The sequence below is a fragment of the Thalassolituus pacificus genome (assembly GCF_025318105.1).
Classification (GTDB): domain Bacteria; phylum Pseudomonadota; class Gammaproteobacteria; order Pseudomonadales; family Oceanobacteraceae; genus Venatoribacter; species Venatoribacter pacificus.
This window is the reverse complement of the sequence record NZ_JAOANI010000009.1, coordinates 160,659-174,780: the sequence shown is the minus strand read 5'-3', so window position 1 is coordinate 174,780 and position 14,122 is coordinate 160,659. Positions and strand designations below refer to the sequence as shown.

Below are 14,122 nucleotides of genomic sequence, written 5' to 3'. Positions count from 1 at the left end.
AGCCCGCTAGCGGGCTGGACGCCGCCGCCGCTTCCCCTGACAATACGCCATCATTCTCAAATAAAAGTGCCGGCGTTTTATCCGGTTGCTTGATAACAAAAAACGGATAAGGAATTGGCATGACATCCCGCGACCAACTGATCAACGCTCAGGGCCAACCAGCATTTGGCATTTTCCCTGATGGCGTTACCGAGCTGAACTACCTCGACTATGATCTGCGCTCGCCCATGGACCGTAAGCGCAGTGCTCTGGCCAAACGTTTTGGCTTTAATCAGTTTCAGTTTGTCAGTTTTATCAGCCCGCAATTAATTGTCGGACTCGCCATTGTCGATCTGAAACTGGTGAGCAACGCTTTTCTGTATTTATACGATCCGGAAACCGAAGCCTTTGAGGAATTCAGTTTTCTGCAACCGCTGGGGATGAATACCCACATCGAACCGCGCCCAAATGACGGCAATGCCGAATTCCGCAAAGGCGGTAATACATTCAGTATCAAAGCCAGTCGCACACCGGGTGTGCGCAAAGTGTCGGTGACATTGGCCAAAGGCGTGCGCATTGATGCCACCATCGACGAGAGCACCTCCTACAATCCGCTGGCTATTTGCACCCGTGCCGGTTATCAGGGCTGGGTCTTCACCCAGAAAAGCACCGCTCAGGTGTGTAACGGAGAAGTCGAGTGGGCCGGTAAAAAATACGATTTACAGGCCATTGGTGCTCTGGCGGGTGTCGATTGGACCGGCGGATTTATGCGCCATGAAACCTTCTGGAACTGGGGCAGCCTGTCATGCCTGTTAGGCGATGGCCGCCGTCTGGGCTTTAACCTGGCGGCCGGGGTGAATGAAACCGGTTTCAGCGAAAATGCCATTTGGCTGGACGGAAAAATGATCAAAGTCGACATGGTCGATTTTCGCTTTGACCGCTATCACCCCGATCATTCCTGGGCACTGCGCTCCGCCGATGGCAGCATTGATCTGCACTTTGAACCCAAAGGCCGCCGTCAGGAAAAAACCAATGCATTGATTATTGCGTCCAATTTTAATCAGTACTTTGGCCAGTACCACGGCGATATTCATCTGCCGGACGAAAGTATTCACCTGGAAGGCGCCTGGGGTCTGGTCGAAGACCACTACGCCCGCTGGTAGGTTAAAGATTGCCGGATACAACGTTGATTCCGGCAGATGTCTGCGTACTCAGCACAGCTTGCTCAGGAATTGACTGTCGTCAGATTTTTTCCAAAAAAAAAACCGGGCAATGCCCGGTTTTTTTGTGCCTTTTACTTAAGGCAGCAACTCACTGATGGTCAGTTTAATCAGATTTTCTTCATGATTGCTGACCGGCGATTGCTCAATCTGCCAGTCACCACTCTGCGGCATCGGCTGACCGGATTTAGAAATACGCGCCACCAACGTGACTTGCTCGTGACTGCTGAGATTCATCCCCGGAGCCATCGCCTGTGCGTCACTCAGCGTAATCACCAGTGGTAACTGCGCCACGGTAAGCTTCTGTACCGCCAATGGCATGGGCGGGCCGCTGAGGGCACGTGCCAATACAAACACGGTATCCGCCGGATCAACAGCGGCTTTCGCCGCAGGAGAAAGATCCACCAGCACTTTAATTTCGGTGCGTTTCATCCAGCTTAAATCGACCTCACCGCCCTGCTCGCGTACATGCTCAACCGCACGCAAAATGCCCTGCGCTAACATCTGCGCTTCCGGTGAGTCCCCCATGCCCAACCACAGCTGACGCCAGTAATTAATCGCGCCCTGATAATCTTTTAATTCAAACGCGAGCATACCGGCCATGCCCAGCGCCTGGCGATTGCCCGGTGTCAGCTCCAGCGCATCCTTTAACAGCTGATACATGCTGTCATCGGCTTTCTGATCGGCGGCAAAAAAGCGCGCCTGCGCCAATAACGTCATAGTCGCGGCACGATCGGCCGTGGCTTCCTGCGGCAAGACCACCAGAATATCGGCGAACACATCAGCGGCCTGTGCAAAATCACCATTGGCATTAAGCAGGCGACCACGCAGATAATTCCACTCAATATTGTCCGGCTGTTTATCTCCGGCAACCGCCAGGCGTTCGATTAATTCGTTGCGTTCCGGCTGCGTCAGCTCAACCTGACTGGCTTTTTCCAACAGCTCGGTCGCACGTAATTCATTGGCGGCTCCCCACTGCTGATACAACAACACGGTGGCTCCCACCGACACAACAAACAGACCAGCGGCGACCGGCCAACGGTAGCGTACTGAGGCATTTTTCTGCCCAGTGGCAACGCCACTGTTCGCGGCCAGAAATTCGCGATCCAGTTCCAGCTGCAGTGCCTGCTTTTGTTCTTCATCCAGATCACTGGCAGCCAGTTCGTCGGTGCGCTCCTGATACAGACGTAAATTTTCTTCACTCTGATAAAGGTCATCGGCTTTATCCCGGTGCCATACCGGCACCAGTAAAAACATCAGCAACAACAGACTCAGTAATAACAGTGCCCAGATCATGAAGATTTCGCCTTATTTTTTAATGCCTGCAAACGCGCCTGCTCGTCTGCATTTAACGGTGCCGGAGGTTGTTTCTGACCGCGGCGGATCAGCACTAACAGCAACAGACCGAATACGAATACCAGTGCCGGACCGAACCATAACAAAACGGTTTCTGCGCGAAACGGCGGGTTATAGCGTACGAAGTCACCGTAGCGGTCAACCAGATAGCCAACAATTTCTTCATCGCTCTGGCCTTCCTGCATCAGCTCATACACTTTATCGCGCAGATCGACAGCAACCGGGGCATTGGAGTCGGCCAGATTCTGGTTCTGGCATTTAGGACAGCGTAAATCCTGTGCCAGTTGTTCAAAGCGGGCGGCATCCTTAGGATCGTCAAAGGGATATTTATAGCCATCGACGGTTGCCAGCGCCGATAGCGGTAACAATAGCGGTAACAACAGGCAGAGTTTCAGAAAAAAGTGCTTCATTGCATCGCCTCAAATTCCGGCTGCAGTTTGGCCCATACTGCAGGATTCAGATCACCGATATGTTTGGCGCGGATAATCCCTTTACTGTCGACCAGAAAGGTTTCCGGTGCGCCATACACGCCGAGCTCCAGACCTAATTTGCCGTCCGGATCGGCGATATTAAACAGATAAGGATTGCCGTAAGCCTGCAGCCATTGACGGGCTTTAAAATCATCATCTTTGTAATTAATGCCAACGATTTTAACGCCGTCTTTTGCCAGCTCGTTTAAAAAAGCATGCTCGGCTTTACAGGTTGGACACCAGGTCGCCCAGACGTTAACCAATACCGCTTCTTGCGGTAAATGATTGGTGCTTTCGCCGGACTCCACAGTATTAAGGATAAAGGTCGGAAACGGCTTACCAATTAATGGCGACGGCAACGCCGTTTTATCTTCCTGTCCCAAACCAATCCAGAACAGAATACCCATAGCGATAAAACCGATCAGCGGTATAAACAAAAACGCGCGATTCATACCGTCACCTCGGTCGCAGTATTGCCGCGGGCGTTATTCACCGGCGCATTTTTACGCTGGCGGTAGCGCTTATCCAGCATGGCCAGCAGACCACCCACCGACATAAAAATGGCACCCAGCCATACCCAGCGCATAAAAGGTTTTACCTGCAAACGCATGCCCCAGGCACCATCAGCCAGAGGCTCACCCATCGACACATACAAATCACGGAACAAAGATACATCGATAGCGGCTTCCGTCATGATCGAACCACTGGCGTTGTAGCGGCGTTTTTCCGGCTGCAACAGCGCAATTTCACGCTCACCGTCATAGACGCGGAAACGGATCGCATCGGATACATAGTTCGGCCCTTCGACATGACCGGCATCGACAAATTCAAAGCGATAATCGCCAAGCATTTCCGAATCGCCCTTGGCCATGCGTACCGACACTTCGGTGCTGTAATTCGCCACCATGGTCACGCCAATAATGGTTACTGCCACGCCAAGGTGCGCCAGCACCATGCCCTGATAACTCATGCCCAACTGCGGAATACGGCTTAAGCGACCACGGGCTTTTTTCCAGACATCCAACAGCGTGGCACCAATCAGCCAGAAACTGACGCCCAAGCCCAGCAGCACTTTCCAGTTCATTTCACCGTTCATCAGCAGTGGCATGGCAAAACCAAGCAAGACTGCTGCGACCATTGCGGCAATGGTTTCGCTGCCCAGACGTTTCAGATCATCGGCTTTCCAGCGCGCCATGGCACCCAGTGCAATCACCAGTCCCAGCACGACACTGATCGGTACAAACATAAAGTTAAACCAGGAAGCACCGACCGACAGTTTGCCCATGCCCATAAAGTCGATAATCAGCGGATACAAAGTCCCCAGCAGAATGGCAAAGGCCGCGACCAGCAACAGCAGGTTATTGAGCAGCAGGAAGCTTTCACGCGATACCCACTCATAGCGGCCAACCGACGCTACCGTTGGCGCTTTAATGGCGTACAACAGTAAAGAGCCGCCAACGCATATACCCAGCAGCGCGAGAATAAACACTCCGCGTTCAGGGTCAGAGGCAAAGGCATGCACCGAGGTCAGTACGCCGGAACGTACCAGGAATGTACCTAACAAACTCAGCGAGAAAGCAAAAATCGCAAGCAATACCGTCCAGCTTTTAAACAGGCCACGTTTTTCGGTCACCGCCAGCGAGTGCAGCAGTGCAGTCGCTACCAGCCACGGCATTAATGACGCATTCTCAACCGGATCCCAGAACCACCAGCCGCCCCAGCCAAGTTCGTAATAAGCCCACCAGCTGCCGAGCGCAATGCCGAGAGTCAGAAAAATCCAGGCCGCCATGGTCCACGGACGTGACCAACGCGCCCAGGCCGCATCCAGGCGTCCGCCCATCAGCGCCGCCAGCGCAAAGGCAAACACCACGGACAAGCCGACGTAACCCATATACAGCGTTGGCGGGTGAACGATCAGACCAAAATCCTGCAGCAGCGGATTCAGGTCGGCACCTTCCTGCGGCATGCTTGGCAAGCTGCGCTCAAACGGATTGGAGGTTTCCAGGGTGAACAGAATAAAGCCCACCGACACCATCCCCATAGTAGACAATACCCGCGCCACCATTTCCAGTGGCAGGGATTTACTGAACCAGGAAACCGCCAGGCCCCAACATCCCAGCATGGTGACCCATAACAACAGAGAGCCTTCATGCGCGCCCCAGACGGCACTGATCTTAAAAGCTGTCGGTAACGCGGTATTGGAGTTTTTGGCGACATAAGCCACCGAAAAATCATCGACCACAAAGCAGTAGGCGAGAATCACCAGACTGATGATCAGAAACAACGCCTGCGCGGTTGCCAGCGGACGGGCATACGCCATCAACCAGGCCTGACCACGGCGCACGCCGACCAGCGGCACCACAATTTGTATCGCAGCAACGAGCAGAGCAAAAATCAGCGCCAGCTGGCCAAACTCGGGCAGCATTCCGGACAGGTTACCCATATCAGTATCTCGCCTCTTCTAACGCCTGCTTACCATCTTTGTGCGCCTGATCCAGCGCATCCTGTACTTCCGGCGGCATATAATTTTCATCGTGTTTGGCCAGCACTTCGGAGGCTACGAACACACCGTCTTCACCCAATTGACCCATGGCCACAATGCCCTGCCCCTCGCGGAACAGATCCGGCAGAATGCCTTCGTACGCAATGGTGACTTCTGAGCGGCCATCAGTGACCACAAAGCGCACACCCAGTCCGCTGTCATCACGTTCCACCGTGCCCGGCTCCACCAGACCACCAGCGCGGATAGTACGGCCAACCGGCGCTTCACCGCTGGCGATCTGGGTCGGTGTCATAAACAGGTTGATATTCTGGCTGAGCGAATACATCAGCAGGCCAACGGCAGTACTCACACCGAGCACCATAAACAGAATCAGAGTCAGACGTTTTTTACGCTTGGGGTGCATGCTTTTTCTCCCGGCGCAGACGCTGGGCCTGCTCTTTCAGTAAACGACGACGACGCAGCAACGGCTGAGCCACATTTAAAGCAATAATCACAGCTGTCAGACCATAAGACAGCCAGACGTACAGGCCGTGGTGACCCATGGCCAGAAATTCGGCAACACTGTTGAATTCCATCAGGACTCCAGAATCTGTTTGACCCAACTGCGCTTACGTTCGTGCCATAAAATTTCATTGCGCGTACGCAGAATGATCAGCAGAGCGAAAAACACGTAGGTGGTGACAATCATAATCAGCAGCGGTATCAGCATGTCCGGATGCATGCTGGGTTTTTCTGTCAGTTTCAGGGTGGCTGGCTGATGCAGCGTATTCCACCACTCTACCGAGTATTTAATAATGGGAATGTTCACCAGACCAACCAGCGACAGAATGGCACCGGCACGGTAAGAACTGTCTTCCGATTCCATCGCCTGCTGCAGCGCCATCACACCGAAATACAAAAACAGCAGCAACAGCATGGACGTTAAACGTGCATCCCAGACCCACCAGGTCCCCCAGGTTGGTTTACCCCAGATAGCCCCGGTCAGCAGTGCAATCAGACAAAAACTGGCGCCGACAGGAGCGATGACTTTTGCCACCCAGGCTGCCATTTTCATGCGCCAGATCAGATACACCGCACCAGCCACGGCCATCATCATAAAGGCGCTCTGCGCCAGAATCGCCGCCGGTACATGAATATAAATAATGCGGAAGCTGTTGCCCTGCAGATAGTCTGCCGGAGCATACAACAGGCCCAGCACCAGTCCGACCACCGTGCCGACCACCGACAGAACGGCCAGCCAGGGAATCCAGCCGGTGGTAATTTCATAAAACCATTTGGGTGAACCCAGACGGTGATACAGCTGTTTAAGCCACTGCCACATAACAACTACCGCGATAAGTTGAGTTTTAACGCCGCTGCCGAAGCAAAGGGCGTCAGACATAACGCCAGCGCCAGCATGGCGCCGAGAAAACCAATCTGGCCGTTCCAGGCCATGCCAATGCCTGCATGGTACACCGCACTGGCCGCAAAAATCAGAACCGGAATATACAGCGGCAGAATCAGCAGACTGAGCAGCAAGCCACCGCTGCGTACACCCGCAGTCAGTGCCGCACCGACGGCACCGAGCAGACTGAGTACCGGAGTGCCCACTGCCAGGCTAAGAATCAGCGCCCAGAAGGCGTCATCCGGCAATGCCAGCATCAGCCCCAGCACCGGCGCCATAAGGGTTAACGGCAGACCACTGATACACCAGTGCACCAGCGCCTTGCCCAGCGACATGGCATATAACGACTCGCCGGAGGCCAGCCATTGCTCCAGCGAGCCATCTTCGACATCGGCTTTGTACAGAGCATCCAGCGACAATAACGTTGCCAGCAACGCGGCCACCCAGATCACGCCGCCGGCAATCTTGCTTAAAAACTTAGGGTCCGGATCAACGGCCAGCGGAAACAGCGCCGCCACCATTAAGAAAAACATCAGCGGATTCAGCCACTCGCCGGGATTGCGCGCCGCCAGTAACAGATCACGCTTGATGGTTGCCGTCACCAGACTCATGCGCGTGTACTCCCCAGTTCCAGCTGACGCAGACTGGCGATATTTTCCAGTGCGTGGTGACTGGTAATAATCACCGCACCACCGCTTTCAACCTGACGCTGCAGACAACCTTCGAGCCAGCGCACACCGGCTTTATCGAGTGCCGTAAACGGCTCATCAAGAATCCATAATGGGGTTGGCGCCACACATAAACGCGCCAGAGCCACCCGGCGCTGTTGTCCGGCCGACAATTGCTGACAGGCGGTTTCTTCATAGCCGCCCAGCTCAACCTCATCCAGTGCCGCCCACAGCTGATCGTCACTGACGTTCCAGCTGCTGACCAGCCAGCGCAGGTTTTCCAGCGGCGTCAGTGCTTTTTTTACAGCCGCCAAATGCCCCTGATACAAGCGCTTTGAGGCATAAGCGAAAAAATCGTCGGTCAAAGGCTGGCCACACCACAACAATTCACCTTCATAGTCGCGATTCAGACCGGCCAGCAAACGTAACAAGGTGGTTTTACCGGCGCCATTCGGCCCGGCCAGCTGCAACAAGTCGCCATTACCAACCGCCACATCCAGCTGCTCAAATAACACCCGGTCGTCGCGTTCACACAGCAACTGCCGGGCCTGCAAATCGATAATGGTGGAGCCAGAAGTGGCGGTCATGATGAACCTTATTCGCAAAAATCCGCGGCATTATATACAAAATCCCTCTGTCAGGACGGCAGCCACCGAACTAAGATGGGTAAAGATGCGTAAACCTTGGCCGATATCAACGTTATGCTGCCCGAATCCGTCCCGCTACTGTCATCCGCGACCCTGAAGGCGGCCGCCCTGAATAAGGTTCAGGCGGACGCGGGCAAGGCTGTGGACGCCTCTCCGGACCGAAGCACGCAAAGCAGCGCAGCAACTACAACAGCAACAAACGCAGAAGCCACGCGCCAGTCAGCCACGCAGAATTTTAATGCCCGGGTGATCAGCAGCATCGCCACCGACGATGGCTACCGTCTGACCCTCGAAGGCCAGGACAGCTCCGGCAAACCTCAAACCCTGCAGGTCAACAGTCAGTCCCCATTGCCGCGTAATACCGTATTAACCCTGCAACTGAGCGAAGATGCAGACGGCCAGATGCGCCTGAGCGTAACGGATATAAAACTCCCGCCGCAGAGCGGCTCGCTATCGGATACCTCCGCCAGCATCATTAAACAGGCAGCGGCGGCCTTGTTGGCCAACCTGCAAAACAACGGCAAAGCAACAGGCAGCAATCTTCCGGGCAGTAACAACCAGCCACTGCCGACCAGTACGCAAACACCGCTCCCCGTACCGCCGATATCAACCGCCACGACGAACAGTGCCAGCGCGATACTGAACGCAAAACAGGCCGCACCGCTGCCGGCACTGCTCAGCCAGTTTCTGGCCAGTCGCATTCCGCTGCTGACATCCTCGGCAGCAATGCTGCTGCCACCGTCGACCACCAGCCAGTCTCTGCCTGCCGACCTGAATGCACCAGCCTCCAATGTCTATACCAATCCTGCCAGACGCCCACCGGTCAATACCGCCGCAACTGCAGCACAAACCCATGCTGCCACTGCAGGGAAACACCTGACGCCACAGACAGGCTCTTCCCATGCCTTGCAGCAGCTGCTGCAACAGCCATCACTGCCCGCCAGTGTGCGTATGCCGTTACAGCAATGGCTGAATAATCTGCCGCAGATTCCGCAGTTACAGCAGCCCGCGGCTTTACGCGAGAGCGTTCTCAACAGCGGCATGATGTACGAGAACAAAGTGATGTCGCTGCTGCAGGATGCACTGTCTGCACCGCTCAGCAGTAAAAACGCAGCAACACCACCAGCAACAACACCAGCAACAACACCAGCAGCCAGCACTGGCAACGACAGCAGCTCACTGTTCCGCTCACTCTGGGCCAGAACGGGTCTGTCTCAGACGGTAGCGCAACTGCAAACACCGCAAACGGCGCTGCAGGCAGACAGCCGTTTGAACAACTCAGCGGCGCAGACTCCGCCGGCGGCACCGGCAGATGCCTTAACAGCTGCCCTGCAGGCCACGCGCGAGCGGCTGGAAAAAACCGCAGAAGCCCCTGCCCCAGCGGTCAGCCACAATCTGCTGCAACAGATTGAGCACCTTCTGCACAGCGACAGCAAAGCCGCTATGGGCAAAGCGCTGCTCGCCTGGCTGCAGATCATTGCCCAGAACAGTGGTAAAGATGGCCAATTCTCCGCGCCACGGGAGCTGCCTTTGTCACTGCCTGCAGCGCTGCGCGACAACCTGCCGGACGGCTTCCGGTTACTGCACAGCGCACTGGCTCAATTGGAAGTTGATCAGGCCCAACGTCTGCAAAACGGCAATGACAGTAACCTGAATATTCCTCTGTATTTCCGTGATGATCAGCAGCCCAAAGAAATCCGTTTGCAACTGCAAAAAGAAGAAACCAGCAGCAGCGACAACGAACAGAAAAAGACCATACGCTGGCGTCTGAAGCTGCATTTTGAGCTGCAGCAGCTCGGCCCGCTCGACGTTGAGCTGGATATGACATTACCGCAGGTCGCCGCAACCTTTTGGTCAGAGCAACAGGACACACTGGCACAACTGCAACGCAGCCTGCAGCCATTACGCAGCCGCTTACAACAGATGGGGGTCGATGTCAGCGAGCTGCGCGCCCGCCATGGCCGACTGCCGGAAACCACCCGCAACAGCATCAGACACAGTCTGGTGGATGTGCATAGCTGAGGAGACGCGATATGAGCATTCCGCAATCCCTGCTCGACGCCAGCGCAGCCATTGCGCTCAGTTACGATGGTGTCAGTGCGCCCAAAGTCAGCGCCAAAGGACAGGACGAACTGGCCCAGGCCATCATTCAGCTGGCGCTGCAACATCAGGTGCCGGTGTATGAAAATGCGTCGTTAATGCGCTGGCTGGGACAATTGGATCTGGGCGATGAAATTCCGCAGCAGCTCTATCAGGTGATAGCCGAAATTCTGTCGTTTGTTTATGCACTGGAAGGCAAGATACCGGGTGAAAACCCACAGGCGAAGACGACAACGCCGAAAAGCTAATCCAGGAACATAAAAAACGCCGGACTGTCCGGCGTTTTTTATCGCAAATGTAAGCGGTCTTCCGTGCGTCAGGAAACCCGCTCTGACTGACGCTCCAGCGTCGACAGCAGCCAGCTGATATGCGCCTGAACCACTTCATCCGGAATCAGATCCACCCCCGCCAACAGCATCGGTAGCGCGCGGTAGCGGTAAGAATCAATCAAGCCATGAATAGAAGCGATAAAAAACAGCGCCAGTTGCTGCTGTGCCGCTTCGCTGCGTTCTGCCAGCGATGGCACCGCGTCGCTCAGCAGTGACAACAGATGACGCTGCCATTCTTCAACCAGACGCCCGACCTGCAGCTGAATATCCTGATCAACGGCTTCGGTTTCATCCAGGCTCAGTAACGGTGGCTGAAACATCAGCTGGTAATAACCGGGAAAGCGCTGGGCAAAAGCGATCAGCTGACCGGCAAAGGCATACAGGGAATCGGTGGGGCTGCTGCTGCTCGACATCTGCTCGTTAATATCGGCAAAGGCCAGATCAAAGCCGCGACGACGGGTATGAATAAATAAAGACTCTTTATTCGGGAAATAATTGTAAATATTGCTCGCGGTCATTCCCAGCTGCGATGCCAGCTTACGCATGGACAAATGATGAAAGCCGACCTCGGCCATCACACTGGAAGCACTGTCCATAATTCGTTCACGCTGCGCCGCAATCTCTTCCGCTGTAAACGGCTTCTTTGGCATGTCCCCACCCCTTTAAGATTCTCTGCTTTTGCAGATGTCATTATTTATTGAATATTTACACTGGGTATAAAACGTCTGATCTTTTGTAAAATCAAGACTGTTAGCGGCCAAAGTCGTAAAAAGTTGAATAAATGTCAATTAAACGTCGCAACCCCCACCTTGATATGGCGCAAGGCCCGTCATTTGCCACGCACTACAATGACGACTGACTTCTGTTAACCGTGACGACACAATGACTGAGCAACTCTTGTGGGACCCTCTGCTGATTCAGCGCTACAACAAACCTGGTCCGCGCTATACCTCTTATCCGACCGCCGTTGAGTTTCAGCCTGCCGCCGACGATCTGGGCGAACGCGCCGCATTTGCCCGGCGTGACAACAGCAAAGCGTTATCGCTGTATATCCATATTCCGTTCTGCCGTCATGTCTGTTACTACTGCGGCTGCAACAAGATCGTTACCAAGCATACCGAGCGTGCGGCGCCATATCTGGAACTGCTGAAAAAAGAAATTCTGCTCAAACGGGCTCTGTTAAGTAAAAGTGCGGTGGTCGAACAGCTGCATCTTGGCGGCGGCACACCCACCTTCCTCAGTGATGCAGAACTGACGGATCTGATGCAGTTTCTGCGCCAGCACTTCAATTTCAGCCATGCTGACAGCGCCGACTATTCGATTGAGATTGATCCGCGTGAACTGCGCCCAGACACACTGAAGGTACTGCGTTCACTGGGCTTTAACCGTCTGAGCTTTGGCGTGCAGGATCTGGAACATCAGGTGCAGGAAGCGGTTAACCGTATTCAGCCGGAATCCATGATCCGTGCGGTAATGGATGAAGCCCGCGCGCTCGGCTTCCGTTCCATTAATATGGATCTGATCTACGGCCTGCCCTTGCAGACACTGGAGAGCTTTGACCGCACACTGGATACCATCATTGAGATGTCACCCGACCGCCTGTCGATTTTTAACTACGCCCATCTGCCGGAACGCTTCAAACCCCAGCGTCGCATCTGTGCCGACGACCTGCCGGGTGCCGATGAAAAACTGGCCATTCTGGGTCACTGCATTACCAAATTATCGGCGGCGGATTATCACTACGTTGGTATGGATCATTTTGCCAAACCTGATGATGAGCTGGCGCGGGCACAGGCCGCCGGTAAACTGCACCGTAATTTCCAGGGCTATACCACCCACGGCGATTGCGACCTGATTGGCTTTGGCGTGTCATCCATCAGCCAGATTGGCGATTATTACCTGCAGAATCAGGTAACAGAGGCGACCTGGGAACAGGCTTTACACGATGACCGCCTGCCGACCATGAAGCAGCTGATCACCAGCGCCGAAGATAAACTGAGACGGACCGTGATTGCCGAATTACTGTGCCACCTCAAGTGCAACTTCGCAGCACTGGACGAGCAATTTGCTATCGACAGTCGTCAACATTTGCAAAGCAGTCTTGATGAGTTAGCACCGATGGTGAATGATGGCCTGGTGATCATTGATCAGCACGCCATCCGCATCACCGACAAAGGACGCTTACTGGTTCGAAACGCCTGCATGGCATTCGATACCTATCTGCAACAACATGAGCAACAGCGATTCTCCAAGGCCATCTGATTCTTCTTCCCGCAGCGTGCGCAGCAAATGGCTGCGCCGCGGGGCGGAACTCCTGTTCTTTATTCTGTTATTCAGCGCTCTGAGTCACTGGCTAAGCCGGCATATGCTGGACTCCGGCAGCAACGCCCCGTCAACCCGGCTCCCTGCACTTTACAACCGTGCCGCCACACTGGCAGACAATCCGACCGTCAACCTGACAGGCAATCTGACCTGGCCTGCAACGCACGAACGTACTCTGGTGTATTTCTTTGCACCCTGGTGCAGCATTTGCCGCGTCAGCATGCCCGGACTTAATCTGTTGGGTAATGATGACCTGCGCATTGTGACTGTGGCACTCGACTGGGAAACCCGTGAGGAAGTGGAAACTTTTGTCAGCTCGGTCGGATTCCGTGGGGAGGTATTACTGGGCAATGCCACAACGGCACAGCAGTATCAGGTGCAGGGGTATCCGAGTTATTACGTCATGGACAGCAATGGCCGGATACTGCATCAGGACAAGGGACTGAGTACACCGCCCGGCTTGTGGCTGCGTACTCAGTTATAACGCTGTTCAATCCTTGCAGAGGCCGCCGCAGGCATTGATCAGAGCAGGCCGGGCTGACCATTCCAGAAGCCCCAGCTTTCGCCGTCATATTGCAGGTAAACCCGTTTTTCGAACGGTTTTTGAAAAGACTCCAGACTGCGACGCAGCGTGCGTGCCGAACGAAACGCCGGATCTTTCGCCCATTCCTGCAGATCATCGACATACCACTGGATATACACTTCTGCGTAGTAGTAATCGCCGATCTGATACGGACTGGATAACTCCATAACCTTCTTCAGTTTGCCAGTACCGTAGTAAAAACCTTCCTGCGTACCCTGCTCACGGTGCGCCAGCGGATAGTCATAAATCCAGGTCGCCAGCACTTTGCGTTTAATGCGGCCATCCTCCTGCACGTCAGCCACTTTCATCTCTTTATCACGCTGCAACAGGCCGAAACGGAATAAACCATCCAGCAAACCGGCATCTTTATCCTGACTGCTGCGCTCAATCTCATAGGGCATAGGGAAAGGCAGCCACAACAAAGGTTCGGCCTGCAAAGCACGGGAAACCAATGCCGCTGCGGTATTTTCGCCGATTACCGGCTGCGCACAGACTGTTCCGCAGAACAGTAACAGAGTTGTAACAATCAACGGTTTCATAAATCCTCCCCGTCCCTTAGCA

The 14,122-nt window shown here is 54.5% G+C and carries 16 protein-coding genes; 5 read left to right on the top strand and 11 right to left on the bottom strand.

Annotated elements, in window-relative coordinates; all coding sequences use genetic code 11:
- Positions 1-119: 119 nt before the first annotated feature.
- Entirely contained in the window at positions 120-1,142 is a 1,023-nt protein-coding gene (locus tag NYR02_RS02840) for a DUF2804 domain-containing protein (RefSeq protein WP_260974882.1), read from the top strand.
- Between the two features lie 135 nt (positions 1,143-1,277).
- On the opposite strand, the gene ccmI is transcribed toward NYR02_RS02840, so the two are convergent.
- The 9 genes from ccmI to ccmA are packed head-to-tail and all read right to left on the bottom strand — an operon-like array spanning position 1,278 to position 8,167.
- A complete protein-coding gene (gene ccmI, locus NYR02_RS02835; protein ID WP_260974881.1) occupies positions 1,278-2,495 on the bottom strand; it encodes a c-type cytochrome biogenesis protein CcmI in 1,218 nt (405 codons plus the stop codon).
- Positions 2,492-2,965, bottom strand: a complete 474-nt coding sequence (locus tag NYR02_RS02830) for a cytochrome c-type biogenesis protein (RefSeq protein ID WP_260974880.1) — start codon at positions 2,963-2,965, stop codon at positions 2,492-2,494. The genes ccmI and NYR02_RS02830 overlap by 4 nt, the downstream gene beginning before the upstream one ends.
- Positions 2,962-3,477, bottom strand: a complete 516-nt coding sequence (locus NYR02_RS02825; protein WP_260974879.1) for a DsbE family thiol:disulfide interchange protein — start codon at positions 3,475-3,477, stop codon at positions 2,962-2,964. Before NYR02_RS02825 ends, NYR02_RS02830 begins: the two co-directional genes overlap by 4 nt.
- The gene (locus tag NYR02_RS02820; protein ID WP_260974916.1) at positions 3,474-5,450 is read right to left on the bottom strand and encodes a heme lyase CcmF/NrfE family subunit; all 1,977 of its coding nucleotides are present in this window, start codon (positions 5,448-5,450) and stop codon (positions 3,474-3,476) included. The genes NYR02_RS02825 and NYR02_RS02820 overlap by 4 nt, the downstream gene beginning before the upstream one ends.
- Before the next feature lie 19 nt (positions 5,451-5,469).
- The gene (gene ccmE / locus NYR02_RS02815; protein WP_260974878.1) at positions 5,470-5,931 is read right to left on the bottom strand and encodes a cytochrome c maturation protein CcmE; all 462 of its coding nucleotides are present in this window, start codon (positions 5,929-5,931) and stop codon (positions 5,470-5,472) included.
- On the bottom strand, positions 5,915-6,103 hold the full coding sequence (gene ccmD, locus NYR02_RS02810; RefSeq protein WP_260974877.1) for a heme exporter protein CcmD: 189 nt from the start codon (positions 6,101-6,103) through the stop codon (positions 5,915-5,917). Before ccmD ends, ccmE begins: the two co-directional genes overlap by 17 nt.
- The gene (locus NYR02_RS02805) at positions 6,103-6,849 is read right to left on the bottom strand and encodes a heme ABC transporter permease (protein ID WP_260974876.1); all 747 of its coding nucleotides are present in this window, start codon (positions 6,847-6,849) and stop codon (positions 6,103-6,105) included. Before NYR02_RS02805 ends, ccmD begins: the two co-directional genes overlap by 1 nt.
- A 5-nt stretch (positions 6,850-6,854) precedes the next feature.
- A complete protein-coding gene (gene ccmB, locus NYR02_RS02800) occupies positions 6,855-7,523 on the bottom strand; it encodes a heme exporter protein CcmB (RefSeq protein WP_145469381.1) in 669 nt (222 codons plus the stop codon).
- A complete protein-coding gene (gene ccmA, locus NYR02_RS02795) occupies positions 7,520-8,167 on the bottom strand; it encodes a cytochrome c biogenesis heme-transporting ATPase CcmA (protein WP_260974875.1) in 648 nt (215 codons plus the stop codon). Before ccmA ends, ccmB begins: the two co-directional genes overlap by 4 nt.
- Before the next feature lie 114 nt (positions 8,168-8,281).
- On the opposite strand from ccmA, the gene fliK reads away from it, so the two are divergent.
- Together fliK and NYR02_RS02785 are read left to right on the top strand one after the other, a co-directional pair.
- A complete protein-coding gene (fliK, locus tag NYR02_RS02790) occupies positions 8,282-10,249 on the top strand; it encodes a flagellar hook-length control protein FliK (protein ID WP_260974874.1) in 1,968 nt (655 codons plus the stop codon).
- A gap of 11 nt (positions 10,250-10,260) precedes the next feature.
- Positions 10,261-10,575, top strand: a complete 315-nt coding sequence (locus NYR02_RS02785; protein WP_260974873.1) for an EscU/YscU/HrcU family type III secretion system export apparatus switch protein — start codon at positions 10,261-10,263, stop codon at positions 10,573-10,575.
- 68 nt (positions 10,576-10,643) lie between these two features.
- On the opposite strand, the gene NYR02_RS02780 is transcribed toward NYR02_RS02785, so the two are convergent.
- Positions 10,644-11,306 (bottom strand): TetR/AcrR family transcriptional regulator, encoded by a 663-nt coding sequence (locus tag NYR02_RS02780; RefSeq protein WP_260974872.1) that lies wholly within the window; start codon positions 11,304-11,306, stop codon positions 10,644-10,646.
- Between the two features lie 232 nt (positions 11,307-11,538).
- Here NYR02_RS02780 and hemN point away from each other — a divergent pair, with 232 nt between their 5' ends.
- The gene (hemN, locus tag NYR02_RS02775) at positions 11,539-12,918 is read left to right on the top strand and encodes an oxygen-independent coproporphyrinogen III oxidase (RefSeq protein WP_260974871.1); all 1,380 of its coding nucleotides are present in this window, start codon (positions 11,539-11,541) and stop codon (positions 12,916-12,918) included.
- Positions 12,887-13,462: a TlpA family protein disulfide reductase gene (locus NYR02_RS02770; RefSeq protein WP_260974870.1), complete on the top strand. Its 576-nt coding sequence runs from the start codon at positions 12,887-12,889 to the stop codon at positions 13,460-13,462. The genes hemN and NYR02_RS02770 overlap by 32 nt, the downstream gene beginning before the upstream one ends.
- A gap of 38 nt (positions 13,463-13,500) precedes the next feature.
- On the opposite strand, the gene NYR02_RS02765 is transcribed toward NYR02_RS02770, so the two are convergent.
- Entirely contained in the window at positions 13,501-14,100 is a 600-nt protein-coding gene (locus tag NYR02_RS02765) for a hypothetical protein (RefSeq protein WP_260974869.1), read from the bottom strand.
- Between the last annotated feature and the right edge of the window lie 22 nt (positions 14,101-14,122).

Bases quoted from the DNA above. Each gene is read 5' to 3' on its own strand.
- ccmD (WP_260974877.1), bottom strand. From the start codon at position 6,103: ATGGAATTCAACAGTGTTGCCGAATTTCTGGCCATGGGTCACCACGGC.
- ccmE (WP_260974878.1), bottom strand. From the start codon at position 5,931: ATGCACCCCAAGCGTAAAAAACGTCTGACTCTGATTCTGTTTATGGTG.
- ccmB (WP_145469381.1), bottom strand. From the start codon at position 7,523: ATGAGTCTGGTGACGGCAACCATCAAGCGTGATCTGTTACTGGCGGCG.
- NYR02_RS02830 (WP_260974880.1), bottom strand. From the start codon at position 2,965: ATGAAGCACTTTTTTCTGAAACTCTGCCTGTTGTTACCGCTATTGTTA.
- ccmA (WP_260974875.1), bottom strand. From the start codon at position 8,167: ATGACCGCCACTTCTGGCTCCACCATTATCGATTTGCAGGCCCGGCAG.
- NYR02_RS02805 (WP_260974876.1), bottom strand. From the start codon at position 6,849: ATGTGGCAGTGGCTTAAACAGCTGTATCACCGTCTGGGTTCACCCAAA.
- NYR02_RS02780 (WP_260974872.1), bottom strand. From the start codon at position 11,306: ATGCCAAAGAAGCCGTTTACAGCGGAAGAGATTGCGGCGCAGCGTGAA.
- NYR02_RS02820 (WP_260974916.1), bottom strand. From the start codon at position 5,450: ATGCTGCCCGAGTTTGGCCAGCTGGCGCTGATTTTTGCTCTGCTCGTT.
- NYR02_RS02840 (WP_260974882.1), top strand. From the start codon at position 120: ATGACATCCCGCGACCAACTGATCAACGCTCAGGGCCAACCAGCATTT.
- NYR02_RS02770 (WP_260974870.1), top strand. From the start codon at position 12,887: ATGAGCAACAGCGATTCTCCAAGGCCATCTGATTCTTCTTCCCGCAGC.
- hemN (WP_260974871.1), top strand. From the start codon at position 11,539: ATGACTGAGCAACTCTTGTGGGACCCTCTGCTGATTCAGCGCTACAAC.
- NYR02_RS02825 (WP_260974879.1), bottom strand. From the start codon at position 3,477: ATGAATCGCGCGTTTTTGTTTATACCGCTGATCGGTTTTATCGCTATG.
- ccmI (WP_260974881.1), bottom strand. From the start codon at position 2,495: ATGATCTGGGCACTGTTATTACTGAGTCTGTTGTTGCTGATGTTTTTA.
- fliK (WP_260974874.1), top strand. From the start codon at position 8,282: ATGCTGCCCGAATCCGTCCCGCTACTGTCATCCGCGACCCTGAAGGCG.
- NYR02_RS02785 (WP_260974873.1), top strand. From the start codon at position 10,261: ATGAGCATTCCGCAATCCCTGCTCGACGCCAGCGCAGCCATTGCGCTC.
- NYR02_RS02765 (WP_260974869.1), bottom strand. From the start codon at position 14,100: ATGAAACCGTTGATTGTTACAACTCTGTTACTGTTCTGCGGAACAGTC.